Below are 23,466 nucleotides of genomic sequence, written 5' to 3' on the forward strand. Positions count from 1 at the left end.
GAGGGCTCAATTACCTCACGCGCGCCACTCGTCTACGACATCGAGAATGTGCTGCGCGCGCGCCTGGTAGGTATGTTCGTTGATGGTGCGGCGTTGCGCCGCCTCTGCGATACGTGCGCACCCACCACGATCCGACAGTACCTGATCCATCAGGTGTGCAAACTCAGCAGCCGAGTTGTACAGCAGGATCTCGCTACCAGGGCGGTAGTATTCGGTGATCTCTAGACTCTCGACGAAGAACGCCTGAGTGGTTCCGGCCATAGCAGCCTCGAAGGTTCGCGGGCCAGGTGTAGAAGGCTCGAGTTTGAAGCGATCGTTGGCGTAATTGAAATCACGACCCATATTGAGTGTCACCAAAGACCGCGCATAGTGATCGGACAGCTGATCATTAGGCAGTCGACGATTGCTGCAGAACGCTAGCTCATTGGGCCAGCCATCCCCAAGAATCATCGCATCGTACGACTGCAGGGTCTTGCTCAGGTCACCCAACAGGCGCTTACGATTGGCGAAAGCGACGCCGCAGAAAAAAATGTTGATGTCTTTATCAGCGCGAACCGGCCGCCAATGTGCTTGCTGGCTAGCGGCCAGAGGCAAGTGCCGCGCAAACGGGTGTGCATAGTGCTCGGCACACCAGCGGTCATTACTGAAGACGATATCGGCAACTTGAAGGATCTTGTAGTTGTAATCGAACTCATAAGGGTCATCGTGCAGCCAGAACACCATCGGCACACCAGCCTGCGTGCAATAGCGGCGTAGACGGGCGTACTCGGCATCGTCAGGCATGCACGATCCAAAACAGACAACTACATCTGGCTGCAGCTCGCTCGCACGTTCAGCGGCAAATTCCAACGGGGTGGCCAACGCTTGCACTACGTGCGGCAGTTGCGCAAACCCTTCTGCCACATACTTGCGAAGAACGACATTACGGTTCTGGTTGTCAGGAGATGCCCCGCTGACTAAGATCTTTTGCGCAAAAGCACTCATGTCCGCACTCCTCCGAGGCGCCGCGCAATTTCCTGCAGAACTCTCGCGATCGTATTTCCAAGCCCGTTTTTGTTATAGAAGCGGTATGCCTTGCGTACGAGGCCTATCGGGAGAACCGGAATTGGGCCATTACCTCCATCGGCGACGCTTGCCGCACGCGGCGGGATTACCCAGTTCGGTTCGACGAGTAAAATGCCCAGATCTCGAATGGTGTTGCCGCGCGGGTACTTTTGCGTATGTTGCACGAAGGGCTGCAGCGGCAGCAGCTCGACATACAGGTCACGGAGCCACTGCATGTGTTCGTCATGATTTTGCGTGGTCGCCGCCAACACGCGGCCACGTATGGTTTCCAAGCCGGTACGGTCGGCAATCAGCTGGCGGATTAGGCAAACCATACTGCCCGCTTCGCTGACTGGAATTACGTAGCCATTTTCCCCATGGATCACCCGCTCCCCCAGGGCCCCGATATCAGAAACAATCGGAACCACTCCGGCCGACCATGCTTCGGACAGGCTAATGCAGTAGGTCTCGGGCCAAATCGAGAAGTGGATCGACAGATCATGGCCTGCCAGGATCTGCTTCAACGTTCCTGGTTTATAGGCACCATGTAGCTTCAGGTTGGGAATCTTCAGAATATCCAGAATCGTCTGGTATTCGGGCGGAACCGGACCCACAATACTGACTTCCACTTCATCGTAACGAAGTTGATTGAGCACGTGGATCAGTTCGTTGCCGCCCTTGTTGCGAGTAAAGTTGCCGGGTATGGCAACCCTCAACTTGCCCCTATGTAACTGCGGCAGCGGCACAGCGGCTATTTCGTCATCCTTTGGCATGGGCACCGCATTGACGCGAAGACGCCCGGAGTCCGACAGCCCCGGATACATGCGCTCGTAGAGTGCAGCGACTCCGGGCGTATTTGCGTGCAGGACGTCCATGTTCTCCAGCACGCGACTGAAGAAAGCACGTCGGCGTGCTTGGCTGCCGGTGTCAGCACCTCGCGAAGCATTTAGGCAGACATCGCAAGTTTCGATCGGCAGCGAGGGAATATTGCAGTACACCTCACGATAATCGAGCAGATTGAAGCGAGAACATACGGCATAGTAGTCGTGGAGGCTGAAGAGACAACGCAACCCTAAAGCTGCAGGCAGCAGGCAGATCGAAGGCGGATGCCCTATCAGGTGCTGGAAATGCACCAGCTCAATGCCGTACTTATAAAGTAATCCGGAAAAAGCTTCTTCGCGCATGGAACAGGTCAATGCGGCCTCGTCCAGCCCTCCATCAAAGCCGATCGATTCGATGACTTCCAGTGCTTCGTTGCGCAATGTATAGCGACTGCCGCTAGGCTGGACGCTACGGTCGGGCGTATAAAATAGGAACTCAATCTCGTCGGCCAATGCCCGGCGTACTGAGTCTTGATAGACCTCCACGCCTCCGTAAGGAGCTACACCGAGGATATTGTGCGACACGACCAGAACTTTACGTCGAGCCAGTGGAGAAACTTCGCCAGGCTTCCTGCTTGACTCGGGCTCGCCCCGCAAAGCATCTACACAAGACAGTAGATACTCCACCCGATGTAGGTATAGATGCTGCTTCAGCGTAACCGCCTGCGCCGATCGGGCAACCGCCATACGCTCCTCAGGACGCGCCAGGTAATGCCTCAGTTTCTCAATACAATCTGCAGGACCGTCGAAGCCAACGTAGTCGCGACCCTCTTGGTAGTAATCCTGGACCCGGATTTCGGGAATAGAAACATCGACCAGCTGAAAACCACCGGCCAGCGCGACCTCGAAGAAACGCGGACCAGGCGTATGCGCCACTGGATCGTTGCCCGAAGACGAGAATGAACGATGCAGGGTCAGGACCGAACGGCTACGGTTGGCGAACCGGGCGAATTCGGTATTTGGCGTGCGCCAGTCGTAGGCGCTCGGATCCATGCCGAGTTTGGGCGCCGGAATATAAGGATTAGCGGGCAACGCCAGCTTCAGATTAATCTCCGGAATCGCTGACTGCAGGCGCGCCAGAAAGTCGGAGCGATTGGGCCATGCCGTACCTGCGAAAAACAGGTCGTACAGATAATGGGCATCGTCGTGATCATCGGGGATAGCATGAAAATGAAAGCGTGGATCGGCTGCTAGCGGCAGCGACACACCCTTGCCGCCGTATCCAGACACACTTCCCGAGTCGTTGGTGAACACCAAATCGAAAAGATCAGCATTAGCAACATTGATGCTGCGTTCGTACGGATCCTCAGTCACCCAAAGCACGCTGCGTCCGCATACCTGGGCGATGCGCTCGACGATGGGGCGGTCCAGCTGCTCCCCGTCAAAGGCGATAAAGAGATTGCAGGCACCACGCTCCGCTGCCAAAACGGCGCCGGCGTAGTCTGCACGCACCACGCACTCCACCGAGTCCACTTCAGCCAAGGCCCTGGCCATGGCCAAGCAGATGTAGTGATTCGGATTGCTCCTCTTCGTATCGAGGATCAGAACGCGCCATTGCTTCATCGAGACATACCATTTGTCGCCGTGTGGTGGTGGGCAATCAGTTACAAATCAACCGAATAATCTGCGTACCCGCCGAAATGGCCCCATCAAACGCCAACTCAACGACCCTCGCACCCGCTCCAATTCTCTTGTGATGGACAGCAACGATGCATTTAAATCCTGGTTTTCCTTCTCACGAAAAGCAAGAATTGCCTGACTGTGACTCAGCTGCTCGCGAAGCAACGAATCAGCGGCATCTAAAGAGGATTTCAGCTCATCCATCTTCAAGGCTCCTTTGTGCAGCGCATCTATCCGCTGCTCAAGACCTGTCTTGAGATCGACGACCTCCTGACTAAGCGCCTGGCGGGCAGCTTCATGCTCGTTAACCAAGCCAATAAGGCGGCCCTGCTCTCGAGCCAGAGTTACTATGTCGATATTGGCGTCGATCAGCTTACCGAGCTGATCGAACAACCTATTACCAAGCACTGCATCTCCATTAGCATCGTCCAGACGACACAGATCTAACAACGGCTGGGGCTGTTCGGGGCCAACAAGCAATACCCCCAAGCCGTGAGTGTGCGTGAAAGCGAATGATGGATACTGGACTCGCATCTCGTCCCAATACTTCCAAACGCCAAAGCCACGCTCCCGGACGTTGATGTCATGGAACAGGACGACTGCGCGCCTGGAAAGCTTTGCCTGCCATGTCTCGAAATCGTTTCGAACCGCTTCATACGTGTGCAGGCCATCGATATGCAATACATCAACAGTACCGTCATCAAAATATTCGACGGCTTCCTCGAAGCGCATACGCATGAGACGGGAGAAATCTGCGTAGTTGCGCTCGTGATAATCCAACAGCGGCAGAAACACTTCATCGCCGTATTCGCCGGCATGCTCATCACCTTGCCACGTGTCGACCGCATAGCATCGTGTCGGAGCCGCGCAAGTCTGGACAGCTTGACAGAAAGCCAGGTAAGAGGCGCCACGATGCGTTCCCAACTCTACAAGAATATATGGGCGCACGAGTTCAACCAGCCAGGCTGCAAATGGAATATGCCCCAACCACGCGCTTTCGGGCGTGTTGCGCGGCTGCATGAACATCGAATTGTTGATGGTGAAGCTGATCATCAGGGCCTCATAAATCTTGTATGTAGCAACAAGGCCAATGGCCCATGTGCCGTCTTGTTTAACGAAATCGCTGAACGAACGCTTCCACGCTGCCGCCACAAAGATCGGACTGCCGCGCATGAATCTCCTCGATCGGCCAATCCCACCAGCGGATACGCATCAACGCGTCGACCTGTTCGGGCGTAAAACGCATTTTCACCTGGCGTGCAGGGTTGCCCGTCACTACCGAATACGGCGCCACGTCTCGCGTAACCACAGCGCGCGCACCAATGATCGCGCCGTCGCCTACAGTCACACCGGAAAGAATGGTCGCGCCATAGCCGATCCATACATCATTGCCGATCCGCGTCGGCCCCTTGGTCGCCGGATGGCCGTCGCGTCCGGCGAGAGCATCGCCAAACGCAATGCGTAACGGAAAGGTCGTCACCCACTCGCTGCGATGCTCGCCACCACCGAAGATGACGACTTCTTCTGCGATCGAGCAAAATGCCCCGACACTCACCGACTCGTCATCGCTCCACACCTTGAATTGCGGATTCCCGTAGGTAAAGCGTCCGACCTCCACACGTGGATCATGGCTAAGCAACGGAGCGATCTGGCTTGCGTATCCGCTCACGATTTATCCACCATCAGCATCTGTACCCGGTCGAAAGGAATACCAACCAGTCCGTAACGCAGGGTCGGCGATGAAACCCTCAAAATTACCGCATCGTGCAGCCAATGATGCTGAGTATTTGTCACCGGGTCGCCCTCTGCGATGGATACCGTCATCGAGTAGTCGCCATTCGGCAGCAATGGCAGGTGAAACTCGAACTCGGCTTCCACTGCCTGCCCAGCTTTCAACTCCATCGGTGGCTGCACATGGGTATAGGTATGTTCACCGAACAACGACTGCCCAAGACTGTCTTTGACGAAAAACCCGATAATCGGACTATTCATGTCACGGTGAACCTGTGCCGAAATCCGCAGCAGAACATGCTCGCCACCATAGAAGAAAGCCCGTGAGGGATCGTCGATGTTGGTCAACGAGACTTTCTCAATGCTTGCCTCGTCTGACTTCCATCCGTCCGAATGGGCGATGTTATCGAACATCTCCAGAGTGACTTCTTCGACAGGCTTGATCGGCGTCCGTCCACTCGGGGATATGCTGCCTTTGATCTGCCGGCGATCCAGCGCTTGCAGTTTCACCTCATCGCCATAACTTTCCTGGGCACAATACTCGATGTAGGCCTGGGTAGTTTCCTGCGCACTGGAGTGCATGCGCATTACGCCTTTGTCCAGCCAAATCGCGGACTGGCAAAAGCTCAGGACCGAGTTGGTGTCATGACTGACGAACAACAACGTACCGCGCTCGCGGAAAGAACGCAGAAAGCGCATGCATTTTTGCACGAACACCGCGTCTCCCACAGCTAGCGCTTCGTCGACTACCAGGATGTCTGCATCGACATGCGCGATCACCGCAAACGCCAGACGCACGTACATACCACTGGAATACACCTTGACAGGCTGATCGACAAAGTCACCGATATCGGCGAAGGCCACGATCCGATCAAAGCGCTCCACGACCTCCTCATGGCTCAGACCAAGGATGGCGGCACTCATGAACACATTTTCGCGCCCAGTGAATTCGGGATTGAAACCCGCACCGAGTTCCAGTAACGCAGCAACGCGTCCTTTTACTTTGATGTCACCAGTACTGGGAGTGAGCGTGCCGCAGATCATCTGCAGCAGCGTCGACTTGCCCGAGCCATTCCGCCCGATAATGCCGACCGTATCGCCTTTGCGGACCTCGAAAGAAAGGTCTTGCAGCGCCCAGAACTCTTTGAAATACCGCCGGGACTCTAAGCCGAGCGCGCGATGCATGCGCGGCACAACAGCCTGCTTAATCCGGTCGTGTGGTTTGTCGTAGACCTGGTAACACTTGGAAACGCCAGAAACCTGGATTGCCAACTCTGGCATTGGGGGAGCCCTTAGTTCAGTGTCGAATGTGGATACCACTGTCAAACAACGTCCGCGAATCCGCGACGGACCAGTTGGAACCAGTAGTAACCAAGGTAGGCAAGCACCACGCTTCCGATGAAGTACTTCAATAGCCCCGACCAATCCGGCGGCAAGCCCCACATCAACACGTTGCGCGATTGCTCGATGATGAAAGTGAGCGGATTGAGATAAATCAGCTTCTGCATGCTTGGCGGCAATGAAGAGACTGGATACAACGCGGGACTCATGAACAACAACACGGTTGCCAATAGTCCGGTGATCTGCCCGATATCACGGTAGTACACGCCCAGTGCCGCAAAGAACCAAGTGACGCCAGTTGAGACCAACACCAACGGGAAAATGACGAGCGGGAAATACAACACGGTCAGCGGCAGTCGCCCAAGCAGGAAATATTGCGCAATAAGCAGCACTGCCAGGGTAATCAGCATGTGGAAGAATGCCGATGCAACTGCAGACCAAGTCAGGATTTCCAGTGGAAACACTACCTTCTTTACGTAGCTCGCATTCCCCAGCACCAAATTGGGCGCCTTACTTATGCACTCGGAAAGAAAGGCATGGACCATGATGCCCGCAAATAGAACCACCGCGAACTCGGACCTACTACCTTGCGCCGATCCTGCCCAGCGTGCATTGAACACGTAAGAGAAAACGAAGGTGTACACCGCCAGCATCAGCAGCGGATTGAAAAATGACCAAGCTAGTCCGACGATGGAGCCGCGGTAACGCCCCAGCACCTCGCGCTTGGCCAATTGGTAAATAAGCTTTCGGTGCTGTCGCAGACTATGGACAGCCGACAAGACGGACAAGGGATTACGCATTTTCAGCCGCTCCCTTTGCGGCCGCGCCAAGCGCCAGCTCCAAATCCCCCCGCAAATCCCACAAATCCTCAACCCCAACACTCAGCCTGACCAGCGCATCGCTGATACCAAGCTGCTCGCGGCGGGCCACAGGGATCGAGGCGTGGGTCATGACGGCGGGATGGTTCACCAGGCTTTCCACACCACCCAGCGATTCGGCCAGGGTGAACAGCTCGGTCTTCTCGCAAAACCGCTTGGCCGCATCAAACCCGCCTTTGAGCACGATCGAGACGATGCCGCCGAAGCCGGACATCTGCGTTTTGGCCAATGCATGCTGCGGGTGCGAGGCCAGGCCGGGATAGATCACCTTCTCGACGGCGGGGTGGGTTTCCAGCCACTGCGCCAGCGCCAGGGCGTTCTCGCAGTGCGCGCGCATGCGCAGCGGCAAGGTCTTCAATCCGCGTAGCGCAAGGAAGCTGTCGAACGGGCCTTGCACGCCGCCGATGGAGTTCTGCAGGAACGCCATCTGCTCGGCAAGCTCGGTGTTATCGCCAACGACCGCAATGCCGCCCACCATGTCCGAGTGGCCGTTGAGATACTTGGTTGCCGAATGCACGACGATGTCGGCGCCCAGGCTGAGTGGGCGCTGCAGCATCGGCGAGGCGAAGGTGTTGTCAACCACGATCAGCAGGCCGTGCTTGCGGGCGATGGCGGCAATCGCCGCAATGTCGACCAGCTTGAGCATCGGGTTGGTCGGGGTTTCGATCCAGACCATCTTGGTGTCGGGACCAATTGCGGCTTCGAAGGCAGCCGGGTCGGTCAGGTCGACGAAGCTGAAATCCAGGCCGGCGGTGCGACGACGCACACGCTCGAACAGGCGGAAGGTACCGCCATACAGGTCGTCCATCGCCACGACGTGGCTGCCGGCATCCAGCAGCTCCATCACGGTGGACGTGGCGGCCATGCCCGAAGCAAACGCGAATGCGCGCGCACCGCCTTCCAGCGCGGCAACGCAGCGCTCGTAGGCGAAGCGCGTCGGGTTATGGGTGCGCGAGTACTCGAAGCCCTGATGTTCGCCCGGGCTGGACTGCGCGTAGGTGGACGTCGCATAGATCGGCGGCATCACTGCGCCGGTGCTGGGATCTGGCGACTGCCCTCCATGGATCGCCAGCGTTGCAAGCGCCAATGCGCGCTCGCCCTCGTGGCCTTTGGTCGTGCTGTTGGACATGGAGGTTCCCGGAAAAAGTGGGCGATTGTAGCAAGCAGGTCTGAACGGCCAATGCCGCGCGCCTCACCAGCGCGCGCGGCATTGTGCGGTCACTGCACGCGGCGGCGCAGGTAGTTGAGCAGGTCGATGCGGGTGATCAGGCCGAGGAACTGCTTGCCGTCCATGACGATGGCGACCTGGCCGCGGTCGAACACCGGCAGCAGCGCTTCGATCGGCGAGGCCACATCCAGACGGTCGAGCTTGCTGACCATTGCGGTGGAAATCGGGTCGCGAAAACGCGCTTCATCGCCATACACATGCAGCAGCACGTCGCTCTCGTCGACGATGCCGACCAGTTCGCCGTCGTCGATCACCGGCAGCTGCGACACGTCATACAGCTTCATGCGCTGATAGGCGGTGGTCAGCAGGTCCTTCGGGCCCACCACCACGGTGTCGCGCTTGTTGTACGGGCGCAGGATCAGGTCGCGCAGGTCGCCGTGTTGCGGGCGTTCCAGGAAGCCGTTGTCGAGCATCCAGTAGTCGTTGTACATCTTCGACAGATACTTGTTGCCGGTATCGCAGACGAACACCAGCACGCGCTTGGGCGTTGTCTGCTCGCGGCAGTACTTCAGCGCCGCAGCCAGCAAGGTACCGGTGGACGAGCCGCCGAGGACGCCCTCCTTGGCCAGCAGCTCGCGCGCGGTGTGGAAGCTTTCGGCATCACTGATCGAATAGGCCTTCTTGACCCGGGTGAAGTCGGAGATGTCCGGCAGAAAATCTTCGCCGATGCCTTCGACCAGCCAGCTGCCGGACTTCTCGCTGACCGTGCCCTCTTCGATGTACTGGGTCAGGATCGAACCCACCGGGTCGGCCAGTACCAGCTCGGTGTGCGGCGAAGCGGTGGCGAAGGCGCGCGACAGGCCGGTCATGGTGCCGGAGCTGCCGCAACCGAACACGATCGCGTCCAGCTGGCCGTCCATCTGCGCCAGGATTTCCGGACCGGTCCCGAATTCGTGCGCAGCCGGGTTGTCCGGGTTGCCGAACTGATTGATGAAATACGCACCGGGGGTCTCGGCGGCGATCCTGGCGGCCAGGTCCTGGTAGTACTCCGGGTGGCCCTTGGCCACGTCCGACCGGGTCAGCACCACATTGGCGCCCATGGCCTTGAGATTGAAGATCTTCTCGCGGCTCATCTTGTCCGGCACCACCAGGATCAGCTGGTAGCCCTTCTGCTGCGCCACCAGGGCCAGACCCAGGCCGGTGTTGCCGGCGGTGCCTTCCACGAGCGTGGCGCCGGGCTTGAGATCGCCGCGCCGTTCGGCCGCTTCGATCATCGACAGCCCGATGCGATCCTTGATCGATCCGCCGGGATTGTTCGCCTCCAGCTTGAGGAACAGCTCGCAGACACCGGTGTCCAGGCGCTGGGCCTTGACGATCGGCGTGTTGCCAATCAGTTCGAGTACGGAGGAATGGATCGCCATCGGGATATCGTCGCTGCGCCGCGCGGGCTAGACCGGTCATTATCCGACGAACCGCCGGGGAATGCTCATCCAGGCGGGAAACGATCGTGCCCGCCTATGAACGAGCGTGCTCAACTGCTCGAAATGCTGGCGCCTGGTGGCGCCGGCATCGGCCAAAACAAGGACGCGGACGGTGGCAAGCCGACGAGGAGGCCGCCACCGCCCGCGACGGTGAACTTGTTCTAACGGTGGGGAAGGATCAGTGCGTGAGCTGGTCGTACATCCGGGTGAGCTTTTCTTTGGCCTGCAATTTTTCGCGTTTCATCTGGCCCAAGGTCACGTCGTCGATGGGGAGTACCCCAAGTTCGGCATCCATGCATTTCTTGTTCAAGAGCTTGTGGCGTTGGTACAGCTGCTTGAACTCGGGATCGGACTTGACCAATGCGTCGATTTCGGTCTGCGGTTGCCCTTCGAACATGGCGTTACCTCCTTCACTTAAAACAAGAACGCCCCGGCCGCGGACGGCGCAGGGCGCTGCTTGGGAATGGAAGACCCGCGAGTCGCGTTGGCAAAGGTCACCACGGTAGACGCATTGGTAAAACCACTACCTGTTGCAACTGCGTGCGTCGCTGTGTGCCCTTGCGTCACTGACCCGGCCCTCCGTACTTTCCGGGCGGCGGAGTTGCTGCCCGGAGGTACGACCCTACGCCGGTCGCGAAGGGGGTTCAAGGCCGGAACGGCTGCTTTTGCCGTTCCTTGCGTCAATCAGTGACCGCGGTTCAACCGGGCGTCATGCCTGGGTTAAAACGCCTTAACTTCCAACTACTTGCATTATGGAGCGACAACGACCTCGGCCGCACGCGTCTTGCTGGCGGCACCCTTGCTGCCACTGACCTGCAACCGCGATCCCGCAACGCCGCCGGCGACCAACGCATCGCGAAGCGCCTCGGCGCGCTTCTTGGCCATGGCCGCATCGCTGTCGAAGCCCACGATGCTGACCCGGCCCTTCTTGCCGATGTTCAGATACTCGGCCAGCGCCTTGGCCTGCCCGGCCGCATCGCCGGACAACGCCGCCTTGCCGCCGAACGCGCCGCTGCCCAGCGAGAACACTTCGCCGCGGCTGTCCACCTTGGACGAGGGCAGCTTGGCCCCTGCCACCAGTTCGGCCTCCTCGTGCGCCAGCTGGAGCGCCTTCTGCTGGGCGGCGTTGAGCTTGGCAGTCTGCTTGCCGGCCACGTTGGTCAGCGCCAGCTCGGCATCCTGGCGGGCCAGGGTTTCCTGTTCGGCGGCCTGACGCATGCGCTCGGCCTCCTCGGCCTGGATCTGCGCCTGCACACGCAGGCGCTCGGCCTCCTGCCGGGCGCGCGAGGCGTCACGGCGGCTGGCTTCGATCAGCAGGTCGTTGCGGGTGCCTTCCAGGCGGTCGAGCTCGCGCCGTGCCAGCGCGGTGCGGGCGGTGAGCTCAGCGATCTCGACCCGGCGGTCGGCCAGAAACACCAGCTCATCGCGGTCGCGCCGCTTGGCCTCGGCCAGCGCGGCCACGGTCTGCTGGGCCTGCAAGCGCTCGTAGCGGGCCAGGTCGCTGGTCTGCGGGTCGTTCTGCAGCGCCGCCAGGCGCCGGTTGAGCGCGTCGGCCTGCGGGTCGTCCTTGGCCGCCATCGCCAGCGACGGCAGCGTGGCCAGGCTCAGCACACCGATATAAAGGTAGGGGCGCAGTTTCATCGACCGCTCTCCCCGGTGTTGAGGCTGTTCTGCAGTTGCGCCACTTCCTTGCGGCGTTGCTCCAGCTGGGCACTGACCACCGCCTCTTCGCTGCGCGCCTTGGCCAGATCGGCATCGGCGGCGGCGCGCAGGGCGATCTGCGGCACCTGCTTGCGCTGGCGCTTGTCCAGCTGCGCCTGCTGGGCCTGCATCAGTTCCTGGCGGGCCAGGTTGACCAGATCCGGGGCGTATTGGTCGGCGTCGGCCTGGGTGGCGCGTTGCACGGCCTGTTCGGCGGCGGTGAGCTCCGGAGCCACCTGGGCGGCGGCCGGAGAGGAAAGAACCATGAAACAGGCGATGCCATACAGGGATCGCCGCAAGTATGCGAAGCTAGCCGTCATTAGGGGAGCCGTAGCGAGGAAGTCTCGAGCACGGCCATTGTCGGAAGCCTGCGGCGGACTTGCAACGAGACGCTGCTGTTTGTTGGGGAACCATTGCGCATGGATATCGGCTACTTCCTGAAGCTGATGACCGAAAAGAATGCCTCGGACATGTTCTTGACCACCGGTGCGCCGGTGTACATCAAGATCGAAGGCAAGCTCTACCCGCTCGGCAATACGGGGTTGCCGCCGGGGATGGTCAAGAAAATCGCTTACTCATTGATGGACGAAGGCCAGGTACCGCAGTTCGAGCGCGAGCTCGAGCTCAACATGGCCATCGCCCTGCCCGACGCCGGCCGCTTCCGCGTGAACGTGTTCAAGCAGCGAGGCGAGGTGGGCATGGTGATCCGCGCCATCCGCAGCCGGATCCCGAGCATCGAAGAACTCAACCTGCCGCAGGTGCTGAAGGACGTCATCATGACTCCGCGCGGGCTGGTGCTGGTGGTCGGTTCGACCGGCTCCGGCAAGTCGACCTCGCTGGCCTCGATGATCGACCACCGCAACAGCACCACCACCGGGCACATCCTCACCATCGAGGACCCGATCGAATATCTGCACAAGCACAAGATGTCGATCGTGAACCAGCGCGAGGTGGGCCTGGACACGCATGCGTTCCAGAGCGCGCTGAAGAACGCGATGCGCGAGGCGCCGGACGTGATCCTGATCGGCGAGATCCTGGATGCCGAGACCATGGAGGCGGCCATCGCCTTCGCCGAGACCGGTCACCTGTGCCTGGCCACCTTGCACTCCAACAATGCCGACCAGACCATCGAGCGCATCCTCAACTTCTTCCCGGAAAGCGCGCACAAGAACGTGCTGATGAATCTGGCGCTGAATCTGCGCGCAGTGGTCTCGCAGCGCCTGGTCAAGGGGCTGGATGGGCGCCGTCGCCCGGCGACCGAAGTGCTGCTCAATACCCCGATGATCCGCGACCTGCTGCGCCGCGGCCAGGTGCACGAGGTCAAGCAGGCGATGGAAGAGTCGCTGGAAGAAGGCATGCAGACCTTCGACCAATGTCTGTTCCGCATGGTCAAATCAGGGGAAATCGAGCAAGAGGAAGCGCTGCGCGCTGCCGACTCGCGCGATGGCCTGGCACTGAAGTTCCGGCTGTCCGAAGGTGGTTCGGGCGAGCACGACCCGTATGCGGATTACGAGACTGCCGCCGCACCGAAGATCAGTCACGGATTTATCTGATCGGTCTGGTGGGCAGAAGCGGCAGGCGGCAGCGTTGTTAGATGGTCGCTGACGGCGCTGAGTCCTGCGGCGTGTCGTCGCTGCCCGAAGCGCCCTCATCCGGCGCTGCGCGCCACCTTTTCCCGCTCGCGGGAGAAGGGCAACGGAGTCGGCAACCCGGAATGTCAGTGTGGCCCGGGGGCAGCGCCGCTGCTGCCTGAGGTAGTGTTTCCAGCGCTACTGCCTTCTCAAGAGCACGTCATCCACCTTCTCCAGAGCATCACCTGCTCCAGAACACGTCATTCGCCTTCTCCAAAGCGCATCCCTGCGTTTCTCCCAAGCACGCATCCTGGGTCTCCAAGGCATCTCCACCGGCGTTGCAAGCCGCTGCTCTCGCTGATGGCAACGCCAGGATTTACGCGTGCGCGCAACGCGGAGCCGGTTACCGGAGTGCCTGGTCGGGAACCAGCGCGTCGGCGTTCTGGCTCACCCTTCCCGCGCGCTCTTCTCCCGCGCGGCGGGAGAAGGTGCCCGCAGGGCGGATGAGGGGCTTGATGCGCCAGCGACAAGCCAGTTCCCGCAGTGCCTGGCTGGGAGCTAGCGCGTCGGCGTCCTGGCATGCCCCTCTCCCGCACCCCCTTCTCCCGCGCGGCGGGAGAAGGTGCCCGAAGGGCGGATGAGGGGCTTGATGTGCCAGCGACAAGCCAGTTCCCGCAGTGCCTGGCCGGGAGCTAGCGCGTCGGCGTCCTGGCACCCCCTTCTCCCGCGCAGCGGGAGAAGGTGCCCGCAGGGCGGATGAGGGCCTTGATTCCCTACCCTCACGCCATCGCATCGACCTGTATTTCGGGCCGTGCCGCATCGAAGGCCGGCAGCGCCAGGCAGGCCAGTTCGATGCGTTGCAAGGTCGGATACGGCGCCAGATCGACCTCGAAGCGATGGGCGTTGTAAAGCTGCGGAATCAGGACGCAATCGGCCAGCCCCGGCGTGTCACCGTGGCAGAAACGCCCGGTGCGCGCATCGTGCGCCAGTTGCGCCTCCAGTGCGGCGAACCCGCGCTGCATCCAGTGCCGGGTCCAGTGCAGGCGTTGCGCAGCGTCCAGCGCGAACTCGCGCTCCAGCAGTTGGGTGACGCGCAGATTGTTGAGCGGATGCACATCGCAGGCGATGAGCTGGGCCAGCGCGCGCACGCGGGCGCGGTCGGCCGGGGCTGCCGGCAATAGCGGCGCGCTGCCCGCAAAGGCCTCTTCCAGATAGTCCAGAATCGCCAGCGACTGCGGGATCACCACTGCGCCGTGACGCAGCGTCGGCACCAGCTGCTGCGGGTTGAGCTGCGCATAGGCCGCCGCATGCTGCTCGCCGCCGTCGCGCACCAGATGCACCGGATGGGTGACATAGGCCAGCGACTTCAGGTGCAGGCCGATGCGCACGCGATACGCCGCGCTCGAACGCCAGTACGAAAACAGCTCCAGCGCCGCGCTCATGCGCGCCGGCCGGTGACCGCGCCCGCCGGCCAGACGCTGCGCGTCATGGCAATGGCTGCCGTTCGACGCGCTGCTCGATCGCGCCGAAGACGCTGGCGCCGCCGGCATCGAACATCTCGATCCGAACCACATCGCCGAACGCCATGAACGGCGTGCTCGGCTTGCCATCGCGCAAGGTCTCGACCACGCGCTGTTCGGCGAAGCACGATGCGCCCAGCGTGGTGTCTTCGTTGGCGATGGTGCCGGACCCGACAATCGTGCCGGCCGACAACGGGCGGGTCTTGGCGGCATGGGCGATCAGCTGGGCGAAATCGAACTGCATGTCGTTGCCTGCCTCCGGCGCGCCGAACCAGGCGCCATTGACGTGGGTCACCAGCGGCAGATGGACCTTGTTGTCGCGCCATGCATCGGCCAATTCGTCGGGGGTGACGAACACCGGCGACAGCGCCGAGCGCGGCTTGGACTGCACAAAACCAAATCCCTTGGCGAGCTCGGCCGGGATCAGGTTACGCAGCGAAACATCGTTGACCAGGCCGATCAACTGGATATGCGCGGCCGCCTGTTCGGGCGATGCGCCCATCGGCACGTCGTCGGTGATCACCACGATTTCGGCTTCCAGATCGATGCCGTGATCTTCGCTGATCACCTTGATGGCATCGCGCGGGCCGTAGAAGCCGGCGCTGGTGGCCTGGTACATCAGCGGGTCGGTGTAGAAGCTTTCCGGCACCTCGGCATTGCGCGCGCGCCGCACGCGCTCCACATGCGGCAGGTAGGCGCTGCCATCGACGAATTCGTACGCGCGCGGGAGCGGCGCGGCCAGTGCCTGCAGATCCAGATCGAAGACGCCATCGGCGCTACCCTCGTCGAGCGCGGCAGCCAAGGCGTTCAGCCGTGGCGCGACGTTGCTCCAGTCTTCCAGCGCGCGCTGCAGCGTCGGTGAGATGCCGGTGGCGTGCACGGCCTTGCTCAGGTCGCGCGAAACCACGATCAGGCTGCCATCGCGGCCGCCTTCCTTCAGGGAACCTAGCTTCATGACCATCCTGTGCTGTGGCTGATGTGCCGATTGTACGACCTGGCGCAATAATGGTTGCGGTTGAAACAGCTGACCCGGAACACAACGCGATGCCGGAATTTTGTGCAGCGCGCCAAAGGGGCGTACACTGGCCGGGTCTGCATGCGGCCGTCCGTTTCCCTTTGGGACCGCCGGCGAGGCCAGGATCGCTCGATCCGCTCGCCCGCCCCACCCGACGCCTTTCGTGGTGCCGACAAACCCATCGCTTCTTGATTGGGTTGTTCCACCATCTCGCAGCGCGGTTCACGGGAACGCTCCGAGCCTCACTTTTTGCATCTGCAATGCGTTTGCGCTCCGGGCCTGGCCTGGTGGCGACGCTTTACTTGGAGCTTCCTGATGTCTTTTGAATCCCTGGGCCTGGCGCCCTTCCTGCTGCGCGCTTTGGCCGAGCAGGGCTATGAAACCCCCACTGCGATCCAGCAGCAGGCGATCCCGTTGGTGCTGGCAGGCCACGACCTGCTGGCCGGCGCGCAGACCGGTACCGGCAAGACTGCCGCGTTCGGCCTGCCGCTGCTGCAGCACCTGGGCACCAGCCCGCAGCCGGTCAACGGCCCGCGCAAGCCGCGCGCGCTGATCCTGACCCCGACCCGCGAACTGGCCACCCAGGTGCACGACAGCCTGCGCGGCTACAGCAAGTACCTGCGCATCCCGAGCGCGGTGATCTACGGCGGCGTGGGCATGGGCAACCAGCTCGATACGCTGCGTCGTGGCGTGGACCTGCTGATCGCCTGCCCGGGCCGCCTGATCGACCATATCGAGCGTCGCAGCGTGGACCTGTCCGGCATCGAAGTGCTGATCCTGGACGAAGCCGATCGCATGCTCGACATGGGCTTCTTGCCGTCGATCAAGCGCATCCTGACCAAGCTGCCGCGCCAGGACCGCCAGACCCTGCTGTTCTCGGCAACGTTCGAAGAGAACATCAAGCAGCTGGCGCTGGAATTCATGCGCAACCCGATGCAGATCCAGGTCACCCCGAGCAACACCGTGGCCGAGAGCATCACCCACCGCGTGCACCCGGTCGATGGCGCGCGCAAGCGTGACCTGCTGCTGCACCTGCTGGCGCAGGACAGCCGCGAGCAGACCCTGGTGTTCGCCCGCACCAAGCACGGCAGCGACAAGCTGGCGCTGTTCCTGGAGAAGTCCGGCATCAAGACCGCGGCGATCCACGGCAACAAGAGCCAGGGCCAGCGCATGCGTGCCCTGAGCGACTTCAAGGCCGGCCGCGTGACCGTGCTGGTGGCCACCGATATCGCCGCGCGCGGCATCGACATCGACCAGTTGCCCAAGGTCATCAACTACGACCTGCCGATGGTGGCCGAAGACTACGTGCACCGCATCGGCCGCACCGGCCGCAACGGTTCCACCGGCGAGGCGATCTCGCTGGTGGCGCAGGACGAAGCCAAGCTGCTGCGCCAGATCGTGCGCATGCTGGGCCGCGACGTGGAAATCCGCGACGTGCCTGGCTACGAGCCGCAGACCCCGATCCGTTGGGGCAATAGCGCGCCGGGTCGTGCCGAGCAGCCGGGTGGCGATCGCGCCCCGCGCAAGAGCCACGCCCGTCGTCCGCATGGCGATGCGCCGCGTCAGGCGCATGCGCATGCCGGCCCGAAGAAGCCCGGTGGCCAGCGCAGCAGCGGGCCGCGTCAGGCCGGTGCGGGCGCGGGTGCCGGTGCAGGCCGTCGCGACAGCGGCCGTGGCGGCCAGCGCCCGAGCGGCACGCGCTGAATCCCGCGCGCCGGTTCCACTGGCGTTGCCGCATGCAGTGACGTGACAGAAAAAGCCGCCCCTCGGGACGGCTTTTTTGTGGGCGTCGTCGCGCGAAAGTGCAAGGCGGTAGAGGCCAGGTGCAACCTTCGCAAGCGCCGCGCGTGCCATCGAAGAAGCCGGAGCGGTGCAACGATCAAGGCAAGAACCGGTGGTTGCACAAACAAGCCCGGTCACGCTGGTGGCGCGTGGCTGGCGCCACCCCTCCTCGCTCGCCGCTGCAGTTGGTCTGCTTCCGCAAGGCAGGCAACGTGCCCGACGATCTTCCGGCACTCCCTGCGCTCGGCCACACCGCAGACGCAGCGGCTTGAGCGCGAGCACCGATCGCGGCAACGCTCAGGACTGACGGGAGGCTGGAACCTCACCGCCAACCCTCAGCGCTTCCTGTCTTGCGTGCTCACTGCCTAGCCGTCGATCAACGCGGTATTGCGATCGATTGCCTCGCGATACCGATCCAGCACCGCGGCGGTCTGCACGATGTACTTGTTGAGATCCTCCCAACGCCGGTCTTCCAGCGCTTCGCGAATGCCTGGCAGGGTCTTGACCTCGTAGCCGGTGGCAAGGCCGGGTGCGTAGATCAGGTTGCGGTACCACGGCCGCCCCGGCAAACCGCCTTCGGCCAGCAGGGTCTGGTCGATGCGCTGCAGCGAGGCGTTGAGCTTGCCGCGCACGCCTGCATCCAGGCTGCCGCCACGCGATGCCAGCGCTCCGTCGTAGCGCTTGGCACTGGCCTGCAATCGCGCGATGGCCTGGTCCAGCGCGGCGAAGTCGATCTGCGGCACCGCGGCTTTCGGCTCGGGCGCGCGTTGCGGCCGGTTCGGGTTATCGACGGCCGTATAGGCGCCGGCCTGCAGCAACTCGGCCTGCGTGCGTGCGGCAGTGCGGTCGCTGTCGGCCTGCTGCTTGAGTTCCTGCGCATAGCCGGCCACCGCGTCGGCAAAGTCGCCGAAGCGTTGCGGCAACACCAGTGCGTTGGCCACGCGCAGCACCGTGCGGCCGACCGTCTGCGACAACAGCGGCAGATAGCTGAAGTCCGGATCGATGTAGCGCGCGAAGTAATCGTAGGAGTCGTACAGCGAGTGATAGACGCCGCTGCCGCCGCCCTGCCCGCCATAGCCCAGATCCAGCGTCGCCAATCCCAGATGCTGCAGGAACGGGCTGTAGTCACTGCCCGAGCCGAGTGCCTTCAGCGGCACGTCGCCGCCGGCTGCGACCTGCCTGGCGATGTCCTTCTGCGCCGGCTTGGCGGTGGGCGCCAGCGCATCGATACGCGCACGGGCGCGCTGCCGTTCGAGCACGCTCACGCCGCTGTCGGGGTCACGCAGATCCGCCGCCACGCCATTGACCAGCCGCTGCAGCGAATGGCTGCCGCCGGCATTGAGAAAGCCGCGCCCGTTGCCGTCGGTGTTGACGTACAGCACCGCCTTGCGGCGCAGTTCGTCGGCGTGCTGTTCGGCCCATTCGGTGGAGCCGAGCAGGCCGGCTTCTTCGCCGTCCCAACTGGCGTAGACGAGCGTGCGCTTGGGGCGCTGCCCCTGCCTGGCCAGCTCGCCGATCGCCTTGGCTTCGGCCAGCAAGGCGGTGGTGCCCGAGAGCGGATCGGCCGCACCGAATACCCAGCCGTCGCGGTGATTGCCGCGCACCACCCACTGGTCCGGATATTCGCTGCCACGCAGGGTGGCGATGACGTTGTAGATGGTCTTGCTGCCCCAGTCCGCATCCACCTTGAGATGCACGCGCGCGCTGTCGTCGCCGCCGATGCGGTAGGTGATCGGCAGCGCGCCGCGCCAGTCCTCCGGTGCCACCGGCCCGCCCAGGGCGGCCAGCAAGGGTTGCGCGTCGCCCCAGCTGATCGGCAGGGTCGGGATCTTCAACACACTGCCGGCCTGGTCGATCTTCAGGCGTTTGGCGCCCTTGCTGGCGCCGACGCCCGGGGTGAGCGGATCGCCGGGATAGATCGCGAAATTGGCGACCGAGCCGCGTTGCACGCTCCACTGATTGCGCGCCGGGCCATCGGGATAGGCCCGATCCTGAAAGTACCCGTCGTCGCGCGGATCGGAATAGATGATCGCGCCGATCGCACCATGCTCCTGCGCCAGCCGCGGCTTGAGCCCGCGCCATCCCTTGCCGTAGCGGGCGATGACGATCTTGCCGCGCACATCCACGCCGTTGCGCGCCAGCGCTTCGTAGTCCTCGGCGATGCCGTAATTGACGTAGACCAGATCGCCGGTGACATCGCCATTGCCGCCGTAGATCACATACGGCGGCAGTACGTTGTCGGTTTGGGTGGAGGTGCTGTCGCCCGGCAGCGGCGGCTCTTTCAGACGCGCGACATAGGGTTTGGGACCGAGCAGTTCCAGCTGCGAGGTCCTGGGCGAGGGCCACAACACCTCGAAGGTTTCGATGCGCGCATCCCAGCCGTAGCCGCGCAGGCGCGTTTGCAGATCGCGGGCGTTTTCCAGGTTATGCGGCGCGCCGACATGATTCGGCGCCGACGACCATTGCTTCAACCAGCCGCGATAATCGGCGTCCTGCAAGCCGCTATCGAAACGCGCTTCCAGCGCGCGTTGCGCCTGTGCGGCGGCGGTGTCGTAACCCGGTAGCGCGGCGGGTGGTGCGGCAGGTTGCGCGACCAGGGGAGGCGCGACGAAGGCCAGGGCAAGTAGCCAGGCGTGCTGCGAAGAGGTCATGGTGATTCCTTGAAGGTGTTCAGGGCCAATGGCGCTGCAGTCGTTCAGAGCGGTGGCAGGCAGAGCCACCATTGCACGGCTGCGGTCGCGCACCTAGCTGCCGCAGTGTGCAGGAGTCCGCTTGCACGCGATGGGGCCTGACCGGCACTCCCACGTCGCGCACAAGGGCCGTGCGTATGCCGATCAGAATCGATAGTCCAGGCCGACGGTGAAATAGCGCCCACGCAGGTCGTATTGGGTGAAGTCGTATGGCGCGCGAATGCCCGGGAACGAGGCATCGACCGGCGGCTGCTTGTCGGCCAGGTTCTCGATCTTGGCGTACAGGGTGAGCTTGTCGATCCCGGTGTAGCCCAGATACAGGTCGAACTGGTTGTAGTCGCCCACGCGCGACTGCACCGCACTGGCCGCGGCGCTGGCCTTCTGGTCGTAGCCGCCGGTGTAGTACCAGGTCAGTGCGGCGCTGACGGTGCCCAGGTTCCAGTCCAGCGTGGTGGTGGCCTTGTTGCGTGGCAGCGACGGGCCGAGATTGCTGCCGGCGTAATCCTGCAACGGGCCACCGACCACGGTGGGGCGACGGTAATCGCGCACGTGGGTATAGGCGGTGTTGAGGCCAAAGTTGCCAGCTGCTTCGGTGCGCCAGCGCTGGCGCAGTTCCACATCGATCCCCGAGGTCGTCAGTTCGCTGAGGTTCTGGTAGCGGTTGTACACCGCCACCAGCGTGCCGCGCGCGTCGCGGATGACGTCGGCCGGGTCGTTGTTCTGCACGATGGTGGCGTTGTTGCCGGTGCCGACCAGATTCTCCAGCTCGATCTTGTACCAGTCCACGCTCAGGCTGGTGTCCGCCCACGGCGACAGCACCACGCCGAGGTTGTAGCTGCGCGTGCGCTCGGGCTCGAGCGCGGTGTTGCCGACGGTGAAGAAGGTCGGGTTCTGGCGCGAGCCCGGCACGTCCGGATCGAACGGGTCGACCACCGAACCGTAGGAGATATTGGTGCTGGCCGCATTCTCCGACAGCGAAGGTGCGCGAAAGCCGCGCGAGGCGGCCGCGCGCACCAGCACGGCGTCCAGCGGTTGCCAGCGCAGGCTGGCCTTGGGCGAAAACGCCTCGCCAAAATCGCTGTAATGATCGCCGCGCCCGGCAAGCTGCAGTTCCAGCGACTGCAGCAGCGGCAGGTTGACCTCGGCATACAGCGCCGACACCCTGCGCTCGCCATCCACCGCGGCAATGGCAGGGCGGATCTGCAGACCCTGGTCGATCTGCCAGGGATTGCGCGAGACCAGCTCCTCCTGCCGCCACTCGGCGCCGGCGGCGAACCCGACGCTGCCGGCCGGCAGCTCGAACAGGTTGCCGGACACCTTGGCATCGACGCCGCGCAGCGTCGATTGCGCCGGGCGCAAGGTGCTGAGGTTGATGCCGTCGATCACCGACTGCGGCGTGGCCGATGGATCGAACAGGTTGTAGCTGCCGTCGGCCAGCGCCTGCGCCAGGGTGAAGCGATTGGCGAAACCGCCGGAGACGGTCTCATGCTCGGTGCTGCGCGCGGCGAACGCCGCCGCTTCCCAGTCCCAGCGCTCGGTCTTGCCGCGCAAGCCGCCGAGAAAGCGGTAGGACTGCGAGCGATTGGTTTTGACCGTCTGGCCCAGGTCGAAGAAGGTGTATTCGATCGGCACCGCGCTGCCGTACGGGTTGTACGGGCTGGAGGCCGGCAGCAGGTTGGACACCGGCTCGGCCAGCCCGCTGCTGGCGTTCAACGCAAAGCGGCCGCCCTCCAGGGTGAAGTACGGGCTGGAGCCGAAGATCGACACGCCCTTGACCTCGCTGTAGAGCGCCTCGCCGAAGGCTTCGACGGTGTCGCTGAGCCGGAAGGTGGCGTTGGTGTAGGCCTGATAGCGCTTGGTCGAGGGGATCAGCGTGGTGAACGGGGCCTGGTTGAAGCCGCAGGTGTCGCCGGCCAGGCCGTCGATCGGTGCGCTGGCGGTCAATACCGTCCCGGCGGGGCAGTTGCCTTGCGCATCCAGCATCGGCACCGAGCGGCCACCGACCAGGTAACGCGCGCCCTTGGCCGACCAGCCGTTCCAGCGCCCGCCGGGCAGGTCGGTGTAGATGCCCGAGCGGGTCAGCGCGCGCTGGTCCTGATCCAGCCGATCGCGGTTGTAGGCGTCGAAACTGAAAAGGATGTTGTAGCCGTCGCTATCCAGGTCGCCGATGCCGCCGATGAACTTGGCACGCTGGGTGTCCATGCCGCCCTGATCGGAGCTGCCGCCGCTCACGCCCAGCTCGGCACCCTGGAAATCCTGCCGGGTGATGATGTTGACCACGCCGGCCACCGCATCGGAGCCGTATACGGCGGAGGCGCCGTCCTTGAGCACCTCGATGCGTTCCACGGCCACCAGCGGCAGCGCATTGAGGTTGACGAAGGTGTCGCCCAGGCCATTGGCAGGAAAGCCGTAGTTGGCCAGGCGGCGTCCGTTGAGCAGCACCAGCGTGTTTTTCTGCGACAGCCCGCGCAGGCCGATGCCCGCCGAGCCGGAGGCCCAGCCGTTGTTGGTGGTTTCGTTGGTGGCGTTTCCGGTGTTGGCCGAGATCGAGCGCAGCGCGTCGGCGACGGTGACCTTGCCGGACTGCTCCAGCTGCTGGCGGTCGATCACCTGCACCGGGTTCGGGCCTTCGCTATCGGTGCGCTTGATGTTGGAGCCGGTGACGCTGACGGTGGCCAGGGTCTTGCCCGCGCCGGGTGTCGCGTCATCGGCATGGGCGAGGGGAATCAGCGCGGACAGAACGGCAGCGGATAGCAGATAAGGCATCGGGCGCTTCACGCACGGCCTCCATGAATGGGGGTGTTGCAGTGGGCCACGCGCAATCGATTAACAAAAATTACAGATCTGCATAGAGATATGACGCGCGGTGACACACGCCGCTGGCCGGACGCGGCAGAGCGCGCGTCGGACTTGTGCGGCCAACCGGGTGGCGCTCCAGCGCGGTGCGGCCAACCCATGTTGTGGATGCCACGCGGGCGCGCCAGTCCGTTGTGTCGCCGCGCTCGGGGCAGCCCGGTAGGCACCAGCGCACTTACAATGGCGC

17 protein-coding genes are annotated in these 23,466 nt (G+C 62.8%); 2 read left to right on the forward strand and 15 right to left on the reverse strand.

Annotated features, from left to right (window positions below; all coding sequences use genetic code 11):
- Nucleotides 1-15 precede the first annotated feature (15 nt).
- From VZ068_RS17755 to VZ068_RS17805, 11 genes are all read right to left on the reverse strand, one after another.
- Complete coding sequence (locus VZ068_RS17755; RefSeq protein ID WP_349656031.1) at nucleotides 16-984, reverse strand: glycosyltransferase; 969 nt, start codon at nucleotides 982-984, stop codon at nucleotides 16-18.
- Nucleotides 981-3,488: a glycosyltransferase gene (locus tag VZ068_RS17760; protein ID WP_349656032.1), complete on the reverse strand. Its 2,508-nt coding sequence runs from the start codon at nucleotides 3,486-3,488 to the stop codon at nucleotides 981-983. Before VZ068_RS17760 ends, VZ068_RS17755 begins: the two co-directional genes overlap by 4 nt.
- A 48-nt stretch (nucleotides 3,489-3,536) precedes the next feature.
- Nucleotides 3,537-4,718 (reverse strand): class I SAM-dependent methyltransferase, encoded by a 1,182-nt coding sequence (locus tag VZ068_RS17765; protein ID WP_349656033.1) that lies wholly within the window; start codon nucleotides 4,716-4,718, stop codon nucleotides 3,537-3,539.
- Nucleotides 4,657-5,214 carry a CatB-related O-acetyltransferase gene (locus tag VZ068_RS17770; RefSeq protein WP_349656034.1) on the reverse strand — a complete coding sequence of 186 codons (558 nt, stop codon included), beginning with the start codon at nucleotides 5,212-5,214 and terminating at the stop codon, nucleotides 4,657-4,659. Before VZ068_RS17770 ends, VZ068_RS17765 begins: the two co-directional genes overlap by 62 nt.
- Complete coding sequence (locus VZ068_RS17775) at nucleotides 5,211-6,557, reverse strand: ABC transporter ATP-binding protein (RefSeq protein ID WP_349656035.1); 1,347 nt, start codon at nucleotides 6,555-6,557, stop codon at nucleotides 5,211-5,213. Before VZ068_RS17775 ends, VZ068_RS17770 begins: the two co-directional genes overlap by 4 nt.
- 41 nt (nucleotides 6,558-6,598) lie before the next feature.
- Nucleotides 6,599-7,417 (reverse strand): ABC transporter permease, encoded by an 819-nt coding sequence (locus VZ068_RS17780; RefSeq protein ID WP_046963328.1) that lies wholly within the window; start codon nucleotides 7,415-7,417, stop codon nucleotides 6,599-6,601.
- The gene (locus VZ068_RS17785) at nucleotides 7,410-8,624 is read right to left on the reverse strand and encodes a cystathionine gamma-synthase (protein WP_349656036.1); all 1,215 of its coding nucleotides are present in this window, start codon (nucleotides 8,622-8,624) and stop codon (nucleotides 7,410-7,412) included. The genes VZ068_RS17780 and VZ068_RS17785 overlap by 8 nt, the downstream gene beginning before the upstream one ends.
- An 89-nt stretch (nucleotides 8,625-8,713) precedes the next feature.
- Entirely contained in the window at nucleotides 8,714-10,084 is a 1,371-nt protein-coding gene (locus VZ068_RS17790; RefSeq protein ID WP_259156539.1) for a pyridoxal-phosphate dependent enzyme, read from the reverse strand.
- 238 nt (nucleotides 10,085-10,322) lie between these two features.
- Complete coding sequence (locus tag VZ068_RS17795; protein ID WP_002814034.1) at nucleotides 10,323-10,541, reverse strand: YdcH family protein; 219 nt, start codon at nucleotides 10,539-10,541, stop codon at nucleotides 10,323-10,325.
- Between the two features lie 353 nt (nucleotides 10,542-10,894).
- The gene (locus VZ068_RS17800) at nucleotides 10,895-11,785 is read right to left on the reverse strand and encodes a hypothetical protein (protein WP_349656037.1); all 891 of its coding nucleotides are present in this window, start codon (nucleotides 11,783-11,785) and stop codon (nucleotides 10,895-10,897) included.
- Nucleotides 11,782-12,165 carry a DUF4398 domain-containing protein gene (locus VZ068_RS17805; protein WP_046963332.1) on the reverse strand — a complete coding sequence of 128 codons (384 nt, stop codon included), beginning with the start codon at nucleotides 12,163-12,165 and terminating at the stop codon, nucleotides 11,782-11,784. The genes VZ068_RS17800 and VZ068_RS17805 overlap by 4 nt, the downstream gene beginning before the upstream one ends.
- Before the next feature lie 99 nt (nucleotides 12,166-12,264).
- Between VZ068_RS17805 and VZ068_RS17810 the strand changes: the two genes are divergently transcribed.
- The gene (locus tag VZ068_RS17810) at nucleotides 12,265-13,398 is read left to right on the forward strand and encodes a PilT/PilU family type 4a pilus ATPase (protein ID WP_259156566.1); all 1,134 of its coding nucleotides are present in this window, start codon (nucleotides 12,265-12,267) and stop codon (nucleotides 13,396-13,398) included.
- 797 nt (nucleotides 13,399-14,195) lie between these two features.
- Here VZ068_RS17810 and maiA read toward each other — a convergent pair.
- Nucleotides 14,196-14,858: a maleylacetoacetate isomerase gene (gene maiA, locus VZ068_RS17815; RefSeq protein ID WP_349656038.1), complete on the reverse strand. Its 663-nt coding sequence runs from the start codon at nucleotides 14,856-14,858 to the stop codon at nucleotides 14,196-14,198.
- Nucleotides 14,859-14,901: 43 nt separating this feature from the next.
- A complete protein-coding gene (locus VZ068_RS17820; RefSeq protein WP_349657749.1) occupies nucleotides 14,902-15,960 on the reverse strand; it encodes a fumarylacetoacetate hydrolase family protein in 1,059 nt (352 codons plus the stop codon).
- A 306-nt stretch (nucleotides 15,961-16,266) separates the two neighbouring features.
- On the opposite strand from VZ068_RS17820, the gene VZ068_RS17825 reads away from it, so the two are divergent.
- Nucleotides 16,267-17,655, forward strand: a complete 1,389-nt coding sequence (locus VZ068_RS17825; RefSeq protein ID WP_259156570.1) for a DEAD/DEAH box helicase — start codon at nucleotides 16,267-16,269, stop codon at nucleotides 17,653-17,655.
- Between the two features lie 443 nt (nucleotides 17,656-18,098).
- On the opposite strand, the gene VZ068_RS17830 is transcribed toward VZ068_RS17825, so the two are convergent.
- Together VZ068_RS17830 and VZ068_RS17835 are read right to left on the reverse strand one after the other, a co-directional pair.
- Nucleotides 18,099-20,384, reverse strand: coding sequence for a transferrin receptor-like dimerization domain-containing protein (locus tag VZ068_RS17830; protein ID WP_349656039.1), 2,286 nt, complete (start codon nucleotides 20,382-20,384; stop codon nucleotides 18,099-18,101).
- A gap of 183 nt (nucleotides 20,385-20,567) precedes the next feature.
- Nucleotides 20,568-23,189, reverse strand: a complete 2,622-nt coding sequence (locus tag VZ068_RS17835; RefSeq protein ID WP_349656040.1) for a TonB-dependent receptor — start codon at nucleotides 23,187-23,189, stop codon at nucleotides 20,568-20,570.
- Nucleotides 23,190-23,466: the final 277 nt, after the last annotated feature.

Origin of the sequence: Xanthomonas sp. 10-10 (genome assembly GCF_040182365.1) — a bacterium.
Classification (GTDB): domain Bacteria; phylum Pseudomonadota; class Gammaproteobacteria; order Xanthomonadales; family Xanthomonadaceae; genus Xanthomonas; species Xanthomonas arboricola_F.

Excerpts from the sequence above, each read along its gene's own strand:
- VZ068_RS17755 (WP_349656031.1), bottom strand. The coding sequence starts at position 984 with ATGAGTGCTTTTGCGCAAAAGATCTTAGTCAGCGGGGCATCTCCTGAC.
- VZ068_RS17760 (WP_349656032.1), bottom strand. The coding sequence starts at position 3,488 with ATGAAGCAATGGCGCGTTCTGATCCTCGATACGAAGAGGAGCAATCCG.
- VZ068_RS17765 (WP_349656033.1), bottom strand. The coding sequence starts at position 4,718 with ATGCGCGGCAGTCCGATCTTTGTGGCGGCAGCGTGGAAGCGTTCGTTC.
- VZ068_RS17775 (WP_349656035.1), bottom strand. The coding sequence starts at position 6,557 with ATGCCAGAGTTGGCAATCCAGGTTTCTGGCGTTTCCAAGTGTTACCAG.
- VZ068_RS17780 (WP_046963328.1), bottom strand. The coding sequence starts at position 7,417 with ATGCGTAATCCCTTGTCCGTCTTGTCGGCTGTCCATAGTCTGCGACAG.
- VZ068_RS17785 (WP_349656036.1), bottom strand. The coding sequence starts at position 8,624 with ATGTCCAACAGCACGACCAAAGGCCACGAGGGCGAGCGCGCATTGGCG.
- VZ068_RS17790 (WP_259156539.1), bottom strand. The coding sequence starts at position 10,084 with ATGGCGATCCATTCCTCCGTACTCGAACTGATTGGCAACACGCCGATC.
- VZ068_RS17795 (WP_002814034.1), bottom strand. The coding sequence starts at position 10,541 with ATGTTCGAAGGGCAACCGCAGACCGAAATCGACGCATTGGTCAAGTCC.
- VZ068_RS17800 (WP_349656037.1), bottom strand. The coding sequence starts at position 11,785 with ATGAAACTGCGCCCCTACCTTTATATCGGTGTGCTGAGCCTGGCCACG.
- VZ068_RS17805 (WP_046963332.1), bottom strand. The coding sequence starts at position 12,165 with ATGACGGCTAGCTTCGCATACTTGCGGCGATCCCTGTATGGCATCGCC.
- VZ068_RS17810 (WP_259156566.1), top strand. The coding sequence starts at position 12,265 with ATGGATATCGGCTACTTCCTGAAGCTGATGACCGAAAAGAATGCCTCG.
- maiA (WP_349656038.1), bottom strand. The coding sequence starts at position 14,858 with ATGAGCGCGGCGCTGGAGCTGTTTTCGTACTGGCGTTCGAGCGCGGCG.
- VZ068_RS17825 (WP_259156570.1), top strand. The coding sequence starts at position 16,267 with ATGTCTTTTGAATCCCTGGGCCTGGCGCCCTTCCTGCTGCGCGCTTTG.
- VZ068_RS17830 (WP_349656039.1), bottom strand. The coding sequence starts at position 20,384 with ATGACCTCTTCGCAGCACGCCTGGCTACTTGCCCTGGCCTTCGTCGCG.
- VZ068_RS17835 (WP_349656040.1), bottom strand. The coding sequence starts at position 23,189 with ATGCCTTATCTGCTATCCGCTGCCGTTCTGTCCGCGCTGATTCCCCTC.